General features: G+C 61.2%; 12 protein-coding genes and 1 pseudogene. All 13 read right to left on the bottom strand.

Features of this window, described 5'->3' with window-relative positions:
* Nucleotides 1–99: 99 nt before the first annotated feature.
* Nucleotides 100–1137 (bottom strand): phosphatidate phosphatase App1 family protein, encoded by a 1038-nt coding sequence (locus J3U87_RS27500; RefSeq protein WP_237378991.1) that lies wholly within the window; start codon nt 1135–1137, stop codon nt 100–102.
* A gap of 64 nt (nt 1138–1201) precedes the next feature.
* Nucleotides 1202–1481, bottom strand: a pseudogene (locus J3U87_RS27495) (virulence factor).
* The gene (locus J3U87_RS27490) at nt 1481–1828 is read right to left on the bottom strand and encodes a DUF5397 domain-containing protein (protein ID WP_237378990.1); all 348 of its coding nucleotides are present in this window, start codon (nt 1826–1828) and stop codon (nt 1481–1483) included. Before J3U87_RS27490 ends, J3U87_RS27495 begins: the two are co-directional and overlap by 1 nt.
* A gap of 39 nt (nt 1829–1867) precedes the next feature.
* Nucleotides 1868–3205: a hypothetical protein gene (locus J3U87_RS27485; RefSeq protein WP_237378989.1), complete on the bottom strand. Its 1338-nt coding sequence runs from the start codon at nt 3203–3205 to the stop codon at nt 1868–1870.
* Nucleotides 3202–5613, bottom strand: a complete 2412-nt coding sequence (locus J3U87_RS27480) for a glycosyltransferase family 2 protein (RefSeq protein WP_237378988.1) — start codon at nt 5611–5613, stop codon at nt 3202–3204. The genes J3U87_RS27485 and J3U87_RS27480 overlap by 4 nt, the downstream gene beginning before the upstream one ends.
* 17 nt (nt 5614–5630) lie before the next feature.
* Nucleotides 5631–6050: a hypothetical protein gene (locus J3U87_RS27475; protein WP_237378987.1), complete on the bottom strand. Its 420-nt coding sequence runs from the start codon at nt 6048–6050 to the stop codon at nt 5631–5633.
* A gap of 17 nt (nt 6051–6067) precedes the next feature.
* A complete protein-coding gene (locus J3U87_RS27470) occupies nt 6068–6571 on the bottom strand; it encodes a hypothetical protein (protein WP_237378986.1) in 504 nt (167 codons plus the stop codon).
* A 9-nt stretch (nt 6572–6580) separates the two neighbouring features.
* Nucleotides 6581–7948, bottom strand: coding sequence for a hypothetical protein (locus J3U87_RS27465; protein WP_237378985.1), 1368 nt, complete (start codon nt 7946–7948; stop codon nt 6581–6583).
* Nucleotides 7949–8004: 56 nt separating this feature from the next.
* Nucleotides 8005–8484, bottom strand: a complete 480-nt coding sequence (locus J3U87_RS27460; protein WP_237378984.1) for a DUF4150 domain-containing protein — start codon at nt 8482–8484, stop codon at nt 8005–8007.
* 22 nt (nt 8485–8506) lie between these two features.
* Nucleotides 8507–9601 (bottom strand): beta-ketoacyl synthase N-terminal-like domain-containing protein, encoded by a 1095-nt coding sequence (locus tag J3U87_RS27455; protein WP_237378983.1) that lies wholly within the window; start codon nt 9599–9601, stop codon nt 8507–8509.
* A gap of 12 nt (nt 9602–9613) precedes the next feature.
* The gene (locus J3U87_RS27450) at nt 9614–10627 is read right to left on the bottom strand and encodes a DUF2169 family type VI secretion system accessory protein (protein ID WP_237378982.1); all 1014 of its coding nucleotides are present in this window, start codon (nt 10625–10627) and stop codon (nt 9614–9616) included.
* 112 nt (nt 10628–10739) lie between these two features.
* On the bottom strand, nt 10740–12788 hold the full coding sequence (locus J3U87_RS27445; protein WP_237378981.1) for a type VI secretion system Vgr family protein: 2049 nt from the start codon (nt 12786–12788) through the stop codon (nt 10740–10742).
* A gap of 1320 nt (nt 12789–14108) precedes the next feature.
* The gene (locus J3U87_RS27440; RefSeq protein WP_237378980.1) at nt 14109–15038 is read right to left on the bottom strand and encodes a M28 family peptidase; all 930 of its coding nucleotides are present in this window, start codon (nt 15036–15038) and stop codon (nt 14109–14111) included.
* Between the last annotated feature and the right edge of the window lie 144 nt (nt 15039–15182).

Below are 15182 nucleotides of genomic sequence, written 5' to 3'. Positions count from 1 at the left end.
AGCCGAGCATCGGTGTACCGGCGGAAGTTGCCCGCATCTTGGAGAGAGACATCGAGCCGCCTGTAGGGGACAGGCTGGTCAAATTATGGTCGTCTCTTCTTAATCTTTCGATGGCGTGCTTTGCAACGGATCGAACCCGGCCAGTTCCTCGTGCTCGCGGAACACCACCACCGGAATCGGCGCGACCCGCTTTGCCAGATCCGACAAGCGGTCGGGGTCGGGTTTTTCCCGCACCTGACGGATGAGGATCGCCAGGGTCCGTTTGGGATACCGAGCGGCGATCTCGCCGTACACTTCGGGATCCTTCTCGCCCGAATCGCCCACCAGCAGGAACTTCTTGGTGGGAAAATCGCGGTAGAGGTTCAGAATGCGTTCGCGTTTGTAGGCGATCTTGTCCTCGAATAGGAAATGATAAAAGGTTCGATCCTTGACGCGCAGAGGTCGGAGGAAAAACACTCCGAGGGGGAAGCGATTCGAGCGGATGAATTCGGCCAAGTCGGGATAGAGCTGCCATGGGCTCGCCGACACATAAAAAAAGGATGCGTCGCGTGCCGCCCATTGCCGGTAGATCTCGGCGAGTCCGGGTGTCGGCGCGAAAGGACGGCAAAAGGTGTTGATCAACAATTCGCGTTTATCCAGAACGCCGCTGATCTTGATCGTGTCGTCGATATCCGAAACGACGGCCCAACCGCCGTCGGACACCCGATGCAGGCGACCGCGGAACAGGCGCGTATCGCGGGGAGAGGTCACCGCCGCGAAGGAGTCGGGGCTTTTTTCGGGCAATGTCATCTCGCCGTGAAAGTGGCCCGACGCATCGGACTTGTCCAAGGTGAATTGATGTTCGCCCAGTAGAATGGTGATCCGCTTGCCCCGTTCGTTATCGACGAGAAACCAGCGCATGCGTTCCTCGAACAGACGGGCTTCCGAGTCGGTCAGGTCTCCGAGGGCTTTGCGCAGGGAAGCCGCCAGGGCCCGACGGGTCCTGGAATCGAACTCCGGCTCGAAAATCCAGCCGTGAACCTGCGCTTGCCAGGTGCCTTCGGCGGACTGTTTGGCCAGGCTCGGGAAAAAAACGATTTCTTCATCGCTGGCGATCGAAGGATGGAGCGCCAGCAGCAACCAACAATAGATGAGCATGACGCCCATTTTATCCGGGATCGGCCCGCGCCGCGTTAAAAACTGAACATCGCCTATCAATTCATCATGATTTGACGACTGTCGTAAAATCGGACCACTGCTCGATACGGAAGGCACGAATGTCGCGGACTGAATTCGGAAACCATTCGAGGCCTCGCAAGCACTGCATGGCCAGGAAAAGGTTGGCCATGTCTTCGTTTTCTGTTACGTAAAGGCTGCCTTGCACACGTCGAAAACCATGTTCATTTAACACGGAACCGATGTCGGCGTAGGCCTGCGATACGCCATCGGGGATGGTGTTGCTCGGTGCTTGCAACCACTAGATCGAATGCGATTGCGTACATCAACGCGCCTCAGGGTCATTGTTGAGACGAGCTAATCGATACTCCACTTCTTCACCTGTCTCGACCAACACCACGGAAATCATCCAATCGCCGTCCTCTAATTGACGTATCGGTCTACCAATTTCGTATTTGGGTCCAAACGCACCGAAGCTTTTGATCTTTCCGACCGGTACTTGGGGTATGGAGGTCTTGGTATTCATTCCGGTGACTCCTCTGCACACGCTCACAACAAGAATTGCCTTGCCAGAAACTTGTTGCAAGAATGCCTTCGCCCTGACCGGGAACCGGTTGTTGTTCGCAACTTGATCGATGATAAAGGCAACAATGAAGCGGATGAGCCCGGGCACTCCCGACACCAGACCTGGTGTCCGGCCAGAGCTTGGTCACTACACCAGAAAACCGTGGCTGTACCAGGCGCCGGGCTTGAAACGATCGTCGTTGTGGGCCACCCACTCGGCGATCTGCTCGATCGCCCGCTGTTGCTGGGCCACCGGCATTTCCAGCTCGAACGGCACGTCGCATCCGTAGCGGATCAAGAGCTCGTGGTGCGCCAGATCGCGAAGCATGTTGGGCGTGTGTGGATCGGCCATACCGTCCAGCAAGAGCTTCGGCGTGATCAACTTGCCGCGCCGGTAGCGTTTGCCGCGCTCGAAGGCCTCCTCGTTCTTGCGCCACCAGGCCAACCAGGTGTTGATGTCCTGGCTGATGCGGTCGACGTACTCGCCGGCCGGATTGCCGTTGGGATTGAGTACCGGCTTGCCGTCGCGCCAGGCTTCCAGCTCCGCGGGGGAGAGCACGTCCTCGTCCGGTTCCTCCGGGACCCAGGCGCGCTCGAACAGGGTGGCGCCGGTGATCAGTTCCAAGGCGCGAGCGGCGATGGGTGCCACCTCGGTGCGACGGAGGTAGCCCAACAGCGGTGGGATACCCGAAACGTCGCCCAGCAGGCCCAACCCCAGCAGGGTGGAAGAAGAGGTGGGCGTGGCGTTCATCAGCTTGTTGCAGTGACCGGGACCGCCGCACAGGCCCAACGCCAGGCGGGTCCAAGGCTTGCGGGCGCGCTTGGCGAGGAAAGGCGCCAATTCCGTGTCGCCCAGGCGCAGTAGCGCCAATGCCGTTTCGCGCAGATCCGTGTTCTTGTCCTCGGCTTCCAGGATGCGCCGCAGTTCGGAGACCTGGTGCCGCGCGTTGATGCGGCCGCAGGCCCAGGGGAAGGCGCTGCCCAGGCCGTCGGCCGAAGTTGCGTACTCGTCGAGCAGGGTGAGTGCGAGGCGGTTGCGGTACCAGGCCAGCAGCCGCAGGACGACCGGTCGGTAGATCGGGACCTGGTCCTTGGCGAAGTAGAGCAGGTCCTTGTACCAGACTTGGGGACAGGCCAGGACCAGCGCTTCCACCAGGGCGCGAATGTGCTCCGGATCGCTGGGTTCGAATTCGTGCAGGAATTCCAGCAGCGGCATGATGTCGGCCTGCCGACAATGGACGTAGACGGCACAGAACAGTTCGCCGGGATCGCCGGCAAGCCCGGCTTCGCGGCAAATGGCCAGAGCGTGGGGACCCCCACAGATCAGGCCGGCCAGGTGGGCGTCGCGACGGGATTCGTACGCGGCCAGGTCCAGCCAGGTCAATTCCAGGTCGTCGAGGCCGTGGACGCGCTGCTCGTAGAGGAAGCTGGCTTCCTCCAAGTGCTCCTCGTACAACTGCCGATTGAAGGTGTCCACATCGATCACGGTGACTGCTCTCCAGGATCGGGTTTCGAAGCGCCGCGGCCGATCGGGCCGGTCTGCGCTTGGTTTGTCGTCTCACGTCCACGCGCCTCACCGACCACCGGTCGCGGCGGCGTCATCGCCATCAAGCCATGCAGCGTTTGGTTGGCCTGCTCGCGAATCGGATGGGTGGGCGGCGCGTGTTTCAGTAGATTCTCCCACAGGATCAGCGCGCGTTCCTGGTGAATGTAGGCCAATTGCGCATAGGGCGACAGGAACTGGGGATCCAGCGCCAGGGCTTGCTCGAAAAAGGCTCCGGCCTTGCGCACATCGCCTTCGTTGAGGAAGTGGAGCGCCTCGTTGAACCAGGGCAGCGGATCTTCCGGAAAGGTCTCGCGGTATTGCTTGTTCGTCTGGTAATAGGCTTCGATCTTGGACTGTACCTGTTGGTCGCTCTTCAGGAAGCCGAAGTGTTGGATCTGAATGCCGCTCGGCAGGATCTGCACGTCGGGAATGCGGTAGAGCGACTGCTCCACCGTTTCGTGGACCGGACGCGAATAATGGATTTCCGGTTGGTTGCGGAACAGGCGCACGGCGAGGGTGTGAACCGGCGGATCGTCCTTCTGGTGATTGGCGACCTCGAACGAGTAGGCGTGCGGCTCGGGGTTGTCCAGCAGGCGATGGAGCAACGGCAACTGCCCGCGGTCGATGGTTTCGTCCGGATCCATCGACAGGATCCAGGGCATGTCGGCCATCGCGTTCGCTCGGTTGCGGGCCTCGTCCAACTGCAGCCCCCGCATCGAGAATCGCTCGATCTTGTCCGTGAAATGGCGCGCGATCTCCAGGGTGTCGTCGGTGCTGCCGGTATCCACCAGGCAGATTTCGTCGACAAACGGCTGCCACTCGTCGAGAAAGGCTTCCAGGCGTTCGTCCTCGTTCTTGGTGATCATGCAGAGGGCCAGGCCGTGCCGCTTCTGGTAGCGGCGCAGCATGATGGTCGGGCTGATCAGGTGGTCGTAGGTCGTGTTGCCCACCAATTCGGCGCGCGGGTTCTTGTCCATGCGGCGGTAGAAATCGTACTTGGCGCGGCGCAGGTCTTCGCGGTCGTAGCCGAGATGACGCACCCGGATGTCGGTGTAGTGGCGGGCGCCCTCCGAAAATTGCGGAATGTTGCCGCAGTGCAGGCCCTCCTCGGTGCCGTCCACGATGCGTTGATGGGGATGCCAGCGGTACATGCGGTACCCGCACATCGAGCCGAAGATCCCGTCGGCGCGGAACCAGGTATGTTCCGGTTCCCAGAAGGTGTACCAGTGGAAACCCAAGACCTTGATGTGCGGGTTGTTCAGGTGCATCAATCTCTGGGCGCGGTCGCGATTCATCTCGAACACTTCGTCGGCGTCGATCGAGATCACCCAGTCGGGATTCAGTTCGCCGGCCATCTCGAGGATCTTGTTGCGGTCCCTGCGTTCGTCGAACGGCAGATCCTGGAAGACGTACCGCGTGACCGCCGGGTGGTTCCGCACCATGTCGCCGGTGCCGTCGGTGGAGCCGTCGTCGAGCACCACGATGTGGTCGGCGAAGCGGGCGGTGGCGTTCAGGCTCTCCTCGATGGTGTCGCGTGCGTCCTTGATGCGGTAGGCGGCCACCAGCTTGCGCCTGCCGGACCTGGCCTCGCGCCACTTTTCCGAGAACCGGGCTCGGTTGCGGAGGCCGAAACGCATCTCCGGGTGTGTCCGGCGGAAGGTGGCGCCGCCCTCGTGGTGCACGTACACGTCACCGGCCACCACGCAGGACCAGCCCGCCTCTTCGGCACGCAGGACCAGATCGTTGTCGTCGAAGCCGCCCGGACTGAAACGCTCGTCCAATCCGCCGATGTCTTCGTAGCAGGCCCGCGCGAACATGAGGCAGAAACCCGAGAGGAACCAGGCCCGCTCCCATCGCCGTTCGTTTTGTCGTCGGAACTCGGCCGCGTGGGCGTTCAGCGTTGCCGCATCCGGGTGGTTGGGACCCTCGACCGCCTGCAGTCCGCCGACCGAGTTGCTCAGGGGCCCGGCCAGGCCCACCGGACCCAGGCTGCCGACGACGTCGGGCGCCTGGTCCATGCAGGCCCGCAGGCCGCCCAGCCACCCCTCCGACACCATCACGTCGTTGTTCAGCAAAACCAGGTAGCGGCCTCGTGCGGCGGCGAGTCCCTGGTTGGCGGCCACACACCAGCCGTCGTTGTTCACCCGCGGCATGACCCGGATGCGCGTGTCCCGCTCCGCCATTTCCTTCAGGTACCCGCGCGTCCCGTCGTGGGATCCGTTGTCCACCATCAGGATTTCGGTGCCCTCGAAAGGCAGGGTGGCGCGCAGCGATTCAAGGCAACGCACCGTCAGGTTCAGGTTCTCGCAGCTCACCACGATGATGGAGTACACGATGTCCAATGGCATGCAATTCCTCGGTAGATTCAGGCTTCGAAACGGACGTAGATCACGTTGGACACGAACTGCCGCGACGAGGCATGCAGCATGAAGGCATAGGTGGGCGCCGCGATTTGCAGCCATTCCTGCAGGTCCAGGTGGAACCAGGCGCCCCAATCGGTGCCGTAATCCTGGATGTCGTCGTCGAATACCGCCTTGCGCTCGAACAGGTTGCGGCTGCTGGGGCTTTGGTCTTGGATCTCCACCGCCGTCAGGAACAGGCCGTCGAGCAGCTTGCGCCGTTGCGGAGGTGCCGTCGCCTTGGGCTCGCGCAGGCATCCGTAAAGGATGGGGCGTGGCCCGCCGGTGCGGCGGAAGGGGTTGTTGGGAAGCGCGATCGCCAGGCCCGGTTTACTGAGCACGGGCGAGGCCGACTGACGTCCGAGTTCGATGGTGTTGCCGTACATAATCGATTCCTTGGCACTTAGTAAATGACCGGTTGCAAACCCACCAGGTCGAGGCCCACCACGTTGGAGGTCGCCAATTCCAGCACCGCGTGAACGAAGAGGCTCGGCGAGCGGGTGGGGTAGGGGGTCCGGCAGGAAAGGGTGGTGTTGATCCAACAACCCTGGAACCCGCCCTGGGGCTTTTCGTCCAGCGGGTGGGGCGGAAATGGGGGTTCGGCGCGCAGGTTGTGGTCCGGTTGTGTTCCCGGCGGGTAGCGCACGAAGTCGTTGACCGTGCGGCAGGTGAGGCTGCGGCGCTGGGCCGGATCGCTGAGGACCAGGACGAAGGCTTCGGCCAAGGTGTGGTAGCGATCGGCGATGTGGCCGGGCAGCATCGCGGTCAAGTGGACGTCGAACCGCGCCACACCGTCGCTGTAGGTGATGCGCGAGGCCGAAAGCCGAATCAGGTCCTTGCCGGGCTCGAACTTCGGCGAGGTGGGCATCTCGTTGTAATCGAATATCAGGGGCTCTTCAAACCACATGGTGACGTCCTATCCGAAATAGTTCCAGAACCGGGAGTTCATGGTTGCGGTGTCCAGTTTGACGCGTTTCATGCGCGGCTCGCAATGGCTCGTGCAGAACTTGCCCTTGGCTTCCACGTTCGCGTCGCCGCGGTAGAACATGGTGCACAGCTTGCCCGCGCCGCCGTAGCGGTAGGCTTGGCCGGAGGTGAGCCCCGGGGGACCCGGTCCCAATACGGCGTTGGTACTACAGTGATTCCCGCGGCCGCCGTAGACATCGGTGTGCCAGTTGGGGTTGTGCTCGTCCGACAGCGAAGCGCCCGCCGCATTCCAGCGCGATTCCTTCTGCACGGCCATGCCCACGCCATGGCCGACCTCGTGGGTGAAGGTCTGCAGGACCTCGGTCGTGCCGTCGATGGTGCGAACCAGACAGAAATTGCAGAAGCTGTACCCCATGATGCGGTGTTCCTTGACCACGGTCCAGCGCATGTCGAAGGTGTTGCCGGCCGTGGCGAGGTGGGTGGTCAGGCCGGGCACCGCATTGAAGTCCCAACGCACCACGCTGTTGTGGTTGGTATTGGTGGGTAGGCTGAACCGCGGAATCACGTTGGTCCAGGGCTTGCCGGGCCAGCGCACCTGGCCCTGGGTGATCCAGGCCGTGGCGTTGGCCGGATCCGTGTACATCAGGTGGTGGTAGACCGTCGAACCCGTCACCGCGGTCACGCCCAACTGTTGGCGCGGCTGGGGCGAAGTGCTGAAGATGTTGGGCGCCACCAGCAGGGCCACGTTGAAGGGTTTGTTGGTCAGGGTCCCGGTCCCCGAGGGCGCCAGGTTGATGATGCCGTTGGGGGGTCCCGCCATGAACGGGAAGGACAGGGCCGGCGACCGCACGATGGTGCCGTCGACCCGGGCCACCACCGTCAGCGAGGCGGTCTTGCTGGTGTTGACCAATTCGATGAACCCCGGCTTGAAGGCGTTGACGAAATCGGCCTCGATCGAATTGAAGAAATTCAGCGAGGCGTTGCCCACGTAGTAGACCGTGTAATAGATCCGGCGCCAGGTCTCGAAGGTATCGGTGCTGACGAAATTGGCACGGTCGCCCTTCTTGGCGGCCTTGACCACCCATTTGTCGCCGCCGACGTGCGGCAGGATCACGTCGTTCTCGAAAAAGCCCGAGGCCGCCCGCACCGTTTCCGCGTGGCGGACCCGTGCCCGTTGGGTCAACGAGAGATAGATCTCGTTGGTGTTGTTCGCGCCAATCGGCTCGACCCACCACTCCACCCGATCGCCCGCACTCACGTTGGGGATGTTGTTCGGCTGGAGCTTGAGGGTGCGGGTATTGCCGTGAACGTTGGTGACACCCGAGGGAAGATTCACATATTGCTTGATAACGGCCATGATTGGGTTCCTCAATCATCGGAAAGGTGCAGATAGCGATAGGGTTGGGAGCTTTATTACTCGACGTCGATCTTGACGGGCGCCCATTCTTTCGGCGTTTCCGGCGGGTCGGGGAAGAGCGGGATGGTGATCAGCGGCGGCTGGATCAACGGAAAGGGTGGGGTGTTCTTGCTGTTGTGGAGCATCAGGTCGAAGGCGCGCGACACGCCTTTCCCTTCCGCCTTCACGTCGAAGGAGTAGGTGATGAATTCAGCCTTGTCCATCACCGTTCCGGAGGCCACACCCTTGTTGACGCCTGGCTCGTCACCGGTGCTGCGCTTGAAATTCGAACTCTCCACGCAAATGGCGCAACCGTCGGCCTTGACCTTTTTGGCGGTCTTGGCGCTGTCGGAAGACATGGCCATGTTGGGGTAGGGGATCGGAACCGGCGGTGACGGTGGTGCCGGCGTCAGGCACACGTCGGGAAAGGCCATGGTGATGCCGTTGCTGGACTTGTGGACCACGGTTCGAAAATTGGCGCCGACGGTGACGGGCATGATGCAACTCCTTGACAGGGGATTAGGTGGCGGGTGACGCGTGAGCTCGGGAAAAGATCAGGACGCCGCGTCGGGCATCCGAACCCAGGGCGGCCAGGAGGCCGGAGGGGTGGGGCGCCTGCTTTTCCCGCATGGCGTAGGCGGCCAGCGCGAATCCGATCGCCGCCGCGGCCACGCCGCAGTGACCGAGGCTTTCGGTCGGATACCAGATTTCGCCCAACTGAAGGCTGGGCAGCATGCGGCTGAGCACCGCGCCCCATTCGCGCGCCGGGCGGGAGGTGCCGTTCAGGGTGACGATCGCCCATTCCGGCAGGGCCAGGTCCTCCAACTCTTCGTTCAACTGGTTCAGGATCTCGACCAGTCCGTCGCCCGAGGTCGGGTTCGGTGAGCCGGGCGGCTCCGGTTCCAGCCCGGAGGCCACCGCTTCGATGACGGCCATCGCGCCGGTCATGCGCGCTTCGGCTCGGGCCCGGGTCTCCAGCATGATCGCCGCCGCACCCTCGCCGGGAATGAACCCGTCCAGGTTGCGCGCCGATTTCAAATGGCCGCTCGCATCGAGCTGGTCCAGCAGGCCGGATTCGAGAAACGAATCGGCTGCAACGACCACACAGGCATCGATCGCGCCTTCCAGAATGGCCGTACAGGCCTGTTCCACCGCCAGGGGAAACCCGGCCTCGGTTTCGTGAATCGCACCGGAACCGGGGCGCATCGCGATGCCGGTCCGGGCTTCGATGTCCTGCAGCAGATCGCGCCCCAGGGGACGTGGGAGCACGGGGATGCACGCCAATCGGTCCAGATCGCGACGGCGTAGGGGCGTGCGGTCCAGCAAGTCCGAGACGGCTTCGGCGGCCAGCGCGGCGATCCGTTGCGGACCCGGTTCGGCGGCCAGCGTCTGCACCCGCGACCACACCAACGGCTGCGATTCGGCGAGTTCTTCGTCCGAGGCCTGGCAGTAGTAATTCTCCGTTTCTTCGAATCGTGCGATCCCGGCGCGCATCGAGGCGAAACACTGCGGCGCATGCAACCCGATCGGGGTCAGGAGGCCGATGCCGCTGACGCAGACCTGTCGGGCCGGATCGGTGGATCTCAGATGGTGGATCGTCACTGTACTGCTCATGCTGGCTCCGACTCAGGTCGTTTCGATCTGGATTTCCTTGACGTGGAACAGACGGTCGTGGACGTCGTGGACACCCCGCCAAATCTGGGTGACCTGGCGGTTGTCGGCATCGATGATCACGGTATCCAAGGGTGGAATCAGTTGTTCTTCGACGTGGCCGATCTTGACGCGCGCACCCACGCGCAAACCGGGCAGGGCGAAGCGCCAGGGGTGGCCGGATTCCGAGACGTGGATCGCCTCGACCGGTTCGACGCCGCGCAGATGGCCCGGCGCGATCAGGTCCGGATGGGCGGCATTGTGGAAACGCGGGTCGAAATCGCGGGGCAGCAGGGGCGCACGCTCGGTCTGCCAGGCCTCGTCGTAGGTTCCCGCGAAACTCAGGCGCGGTTGCCAATCGCGGGCCAGGAAGCCGAAGCCGGCCGGTGCCGGGCGGTCGCTGATGCGGCGAACCATCGCGCTGGGATCTTCGATGCAGGGTAGCGGCGTGCCCTCGATCGGTTGGGCCGAGCGTTTGGCCCGAAAGCCGCGGCCTACCGGGTTGCGCGGCTCGCGTTCCCAATGGTCCTGGCGCTCGGCGCTGGCGTCCTTGCCGCCGTAGGCCAACTCGTAGATCAGCGGCATTTGGGTGAAGAAACGCGGTGCCGAGGGTTTGGCACCGGTGAGTGCGTCCTCCCAGATGCGCTCGCCGGTCACCATGACCGTTTTCTCCAATGCGCCGACCTTCAAGCTGACGCCCAACTGGCTGACGGCCCGGCCGCCCGGCGCTTGGGCCGTGCCCACCATGACGATGTCGGTGGCCGGCTTGGCGGGGCCCATCTCGTTTTCCCAGAGGATGCTGGAGGTACCCACCTCGTCGCGGTACGTGTCGCTCGACCGCGGGGGCGGTTGCTCCTCGGCGGGACCCAAGGTGCCGTCCTCGCCCACGTCGAAGGTGGCCTTGAGCAGCACCAACAGTTGATCGCGACCTTCCGGATCCTGGTAGACCGTGCGCTCCGCCGCAAACGGGGTGTGGTTGACCAGTTTCATCGGCACCCCTTTCGCCGCTTGGCCCCATGCCTGGCCAGGTGCGATCCGCCGCCGGCGGTCGATTGATTTCGAATGCGATACATATGACCCCGATTCACGAGCCCGGAAGCCCTCAATTCATGCCGATTTTCGAGCCCTTGATCACCACGTCGCCGGATCCTTTGACCGTGATCTTCTTTCCCGTGATTTGGATGTCCCCGTTCTTTTTCATCACCATCTTGGCCGAGCCCACCTTGACGGTGAGTTGGTCGGCGATGTCGATGGTTGCTTTTTTCTTGCCCGTAACCGTAATGTCCTTGCCCACCGAGACGACCGCTTTGTCCTTGATGTCCATGGTGTAGTTCTTTTTCCCGCTGATCGAGATGTCCTTCTCAATGGTCGCGGTCAGGTTCTTCTTCACTTCCAGGTTGGCGTCCTTCTGGATGACGACCGTCTGGTTCTTGCCCACGTTCAGGTTGTAGTCCGAACCGACCGTCGTCTCCATTTTCTTGCCGACCGAGATCTTGTAGTTTTCCGTCACCGTTTCCTGGTAATCCTTGACCACCTTCTCCTGCAGGTTGCCTTCGACCGTGATGATCATGTCCTTGCCGATCGTCTCCTTGTGGTTCTTGCCGACGGAGATGGTGCGGTTATCGCCGACGGTCTGGGTGTCGTTGGCTTCCACGAGGGTGTTCATGTCGCGATGGGCCCGCACGTCGATCAATTCGGCGCCGTCCTTGTCGTCGAACATGATGTGGTTGTCCTTGATGGTCTTGATGATGTTCTGCCACTTGTTGGACGGGCCCAGGGGCGGCGGGTTGGCGTCGTGGTACACGCGGCCGGTGACCAGGGGGAGATCGGGGTTGCCTTCGAGGAAGGTGACGATGACCTCGTGACCGACCCGCGGAATCCACTGAATGCCGTAGTCGGGGCCGGCGTAGCCGTTGGAGACGCGCACCCACATGGACGAGCGATCGTTCTTCTGGCCCTCGCGATCCCAGTGGAACTGCAATTTGCAGCGACCGAGCTGGTCCAGGTAGACCTTGGAGCCCGAGGGGCCGGTGACGACGGCGGTTTGGGTGCCGTAGACGCGCGGCCAGGGTGTCTTGCGCGGCGGCCGGAAGGGGATGTCGCAGGGCATGGCCGTGAACGCACAGGCGTATTGGCCCTGTTCCAGGCTGATCGAGCAGGACGTGAGCAGCCACTTGGCGTTGAAGTCGTCGTGGAAGTGATCGGTGATCGTGATCGTGTGGCCGGCCGCGAAGGAGCGACAGTTGGCGCTGCCGTGGGCGCGGCGGGCGGTGGCGGCCGATTCTTCCTTGGCGAGGGTCGCGTAGGTCTTGCCCTCGCCGCTGTCGCGATAGTTGCGCGTGTGGTCGTAGTGCTCCAGGTTCGTGTAGAGCGGTTTCCTCTTGTCCTTTTGCTTCACCTTCAGGTCGAGCTGCGCGGTTTCATAATTATAGTGTTGGACCTCGAAGCAGCCGGTGCTAACGGTTTGTTCGTAGGTGAAATCCGTGATGCACTCGTCCTTGCCGAACTTCATGTGTGGCGACGTGTCCTCGTCGTAGCGGGCCTGGGCCGTGGGTTTACAGCCGGGATGGCCGGACATCTTGTTGGTGAACAGCACTTCGCCGCGTTCCTGGTCGAAAAAGAAGCAAATCCCTTCCTCTTCCAGCAGGCGCGAGATGAAGGCGAAATCCGTTTCCTGGTATTGCACGCAATAGTCGCGGATCGAGGGGCTGGCGCCGAGGGTCCAGCGGTTGGCGATGCCGAATTCACCCAGGATCTCCTTGGTGATGTCCTCGGCCGAGACCTGCTGGTAGACCCGCGATCGCGTCTGGCGGGTGAGCAGCCAGAGTTTGGGATGGATTTCCACGTGGTACACATAGGTCTTCTTGTCGCTGGGGTCGTGTTGACCGAAACGGGTGCGAGCCTGACCGAAGCGCGTGATGATGCCGCCGAAGTAACGGGTGTCGGTGAGTTCGTCGCCGCACATCAGCTCGATTTTCGCTTCGCTGTAGAGCATGTCCGAAAAGGCCAGGCCCGGGTTGTCGCTGACGATTTGCGTTTGGATTTGGTAGAGTTCCGAGATCTCTTCCTGAACCGAAAGCGTCAAAATCTCGATGTCGTTTCCGGGTGATTTCCAATAGACGTCGGAAACATTGTGCTGCAACGCGGTCATAGAACGACCTCTTTTTCCAGCGCGAGCGCGCCATAACATAGTGCCCGGGCAGCCGAAACCGGCGCAACACCTCGGGCGGAGAACGGTTTAAGGAAAAAGTTCCAAAGGAATAGGTATTCTTAGCATTATAGTCTTAGGTTGGTGGGGCCGCAAGTGGTGTGGGACGCAGTGTGTCCCAGGTCGCACCTCTATAGGTAAGTGGTTATTTTCAATGGGATTATTCGTTTTATTTGCAGTTTTTTCCAACATGATGGAGAGCGGCGCTCTCGTTGGCTGCGTTCAGGCTTCATCCTGGCGGGAGGAACCTGATCAACCCATCGAAGCAATTCGATCAGACGTTTAAAAATCGTCGGCGTCCCAGAGATTCTCCCGAACCGATCAAAGAGCGGCCGTTTGGAGCGCTTGCTCATCCGAAGTGTCTCACCTGTCAACCGAGCTTCGATCGCGGAAATTGGTCTCTGGGTAGGCACCCGGAGCTTCCGTGAAATAAATCAGAAACCCATGAAGGAAGGAAACCGGGAAGAAGATCTAGAGGATGGCGCCTTGTCGGCGTTGGTCGTCGGCTTCGAACGATCGACCCCGTCAATTTCCTGGCTTCGGATGTTCCTGGCTTCCTGATGGATTCACCGAAGAGTGACGTCCACGTGGACGGTAAGGCCACGCTCAAAAAAATGCTTTTGGCGTGACCGCTCTTGAAAAAAAGTGTTGTTTTTTACCTGACCTGGGTCTTGCCGTCGTTAAATCTTGATCAGGAAGGCAGGAATGAACGAAACCAGGAAAAACAGGACCATGATGTGTACCAATTCCGGTCCTTTCCTGCTTTCCGATGTTCATGGGTTCCTGCTAAGTTTTTCGGATGAATGACCCATTGCCCTTCGCCAGAAACCATATATAGTGTTTCTTTCTCGAAATCGAACTGTGTATGCCCGCTGGTTCGCGGCTCTTATGTAACAAACTCTATAAAGCTCAAAGATAAAGTTTAAAGTCTCTGATGGAGCAAGTTCCGTTCGGAGTGCCCGAATGCCGAGAGATTTGTCGCGCCCGGTAGGGGCATCAAGGGCGATAAGCCCGCCGGATGAACTTATCGAAGTAATCCATGCGAGGAGTTCCAACCTAATTAATGTGCGTCGTGCACGACGCCCCTCTCGTGAATGCAGGAACTCCCAAGCGATTGGTTTCGATTAGTTACCCACTTGAAACCCGGTGGCCGGTGTGCCGGTGGTTCGGCATTCCGACCACCGGCAATCCGGCCCCCGGCCTGGGCGGCGACTCGGTGGTAAAAACCCGAAGTCACCGCCAATCAAATTTCTGCCAAGCGGCTCAATGATGCATCCGGAATTCGCGGGCCATGTCGCACACCGCCAACACCAGCAACTGGGTGGCCCACCGAAGAAACGCGAAATCCACCGTGTCGACCACGTCGCTGCTGCGGTGGTAATGCGGGTTGCGAAACTCGGCCGTGTCCGTCCACATCATGGCGGGTATCGATTTTTTCCAAAACGGCGAGTGATCGCTGCGATGGAGTACCGGGAAGAACTGTTCGACGCCCATCAACACTTTCAAACCCAGGACTTCGTATTCCGGCACGTAGGTTTTGGCCAGGCGCATCAGGCGATCGTTGTGGGCGTTGGAGTGGCGATTGCTGAGAATCGCCAAAAAATTACCGGTGTCGGAGATCGGCACCGGGATCGGCAGACCGGGCGGCACCTGTTGCGATCCGGGTCGATGATCGCAGTAGCCAAGCATTTCGAGCACCTGGATCCCGCCGATCGTGTAGGGATCGCCTTTCTGGTAGTGCTTCACGAAATCGGTGCTACCCAGCAGTCCGTCCTCTTCGCAATTGAACAGAAGAAATCCGACCGGCTGTGGCCGACTCGCGAGGGAAAGGATCCTGGCACATTCGAGCAGGGCCACCACGGCGCTGCCGTTGTCGTCGGCGCCCGGACAATAGGGCACGCTGTCGTAGTGGGCGCCCACCATCACCAGCGGACAGTCGAACGGTTGTGCGGGAAGGGCCACCACGTTTCGATAGTCTCCCTGGAACGCCACGTCGTAGCCCATTCGCTTCAATTGATCGAACAGCCAGTCGCCGATGCGCCGGTTGGCCTCCGGTTCCATCGTGAAATGGCGGGGCACGGCCACGGTTTCGAGCCATCGTTTGAGGCGTGCGCCGTCGACGGCTTCCAACATGTGGCGGTATTCGGAGTCGGGAATTAGGGGATCTGCGTCGCTGGAATCGATCGTCAACATGGCGGCCGTCCTCGCTCGTTCGCGCCTTGGTGGAAGTGAAGGATCTCCACCGGTTTTTGCAATGCTTCTTGGCTCGAATCATAACAAAATCGGCGGAGGAACGGCGCCAGGGATGCCGGTCGCGCGTGGGATCTATCGCAAATC

This window comes from Sulfidibacter corallicola, from assembly GCF_017498545.1.
GTDB lineage: Bacteria > Acidobacteriota > Holophagae > Acanthopleuribacterales > Acanthopleuribacteraceae > Sulfidibacter > Sulfidibacter corallicola.
This window is presented reverse-complemented; position numbering and strand designations above follow the sequence as displayed.

Coding starts and splice junctions, on each gene's coding strand:
- J3U87_RS27500 (WP_237378991.1), bottom strand. CDS start 1,137: ATGCTCATCTATTGTTGGTTGCTGCTGGCGCTCCATCCTTCGATCGCC.
- J3U87_RS27480 (WP_237378988.1), bottom strand. CDS start 5,613: ATGCCATTGGACATCGTGTACTCCATCATCGTGGTGAGCTGCGAGAAC.
- J3U87_RS27475 (WP_237378987.1), bottom strand. CDS start 6,050: ATGTACGGCAACACCATCGAACTCGGACGTCAGTCGGCCTCGCCCGTG.
- J3U87_RS27470 (WP_237378986.1), bottom strand. CDS start 6,571: ATGTGGTTTGAAGAGCCCCTGATATTCGATTACAACGAGATGCCCACC.
- J3U87_RS27465 (WP_237378985.1), bottom strand. CDS start 7,948: ATGGCCGTTATCAAGCAATATGTGAATCTTCCCTCGGGTGTCACCAAC.
- J3U87_RS27460 (WP_237378984.1), bottom strand. CDS start 8,484: ATGCCCGTCACCGTCGGCGCCAATTTTCGAACCGTGGTCCACAAGTCC.
- J3U87_RS27455 (WP_237378983.1), bottom strand. CDS start 9,601: ATGAGCAGTACAGTGACGATCCACCATCTGAGATCCACCGATCCGGCC.
- J3U87_RS27450 (WP_237378982.1), bottom strand. CDS start 10,627: ATGAAACTGGTCAACCACACCCCGTTTGCGGCGGAGCGCACGGTCTAC.
- J3U87_RS27445 (WP_237378981.1), bottom strand. CDS start 12,788: ATGACCGCGTTGCAGCACAATGTTTCCGACGTCTATTGGAAATCACCC.
- J3U87_RS27440 (WP_237378980.1), bottom strand. CDS start 15,038: ATGTTGACGATCGATTCCAGCGACGCAGATCCCCTAATTCCCGACTCC.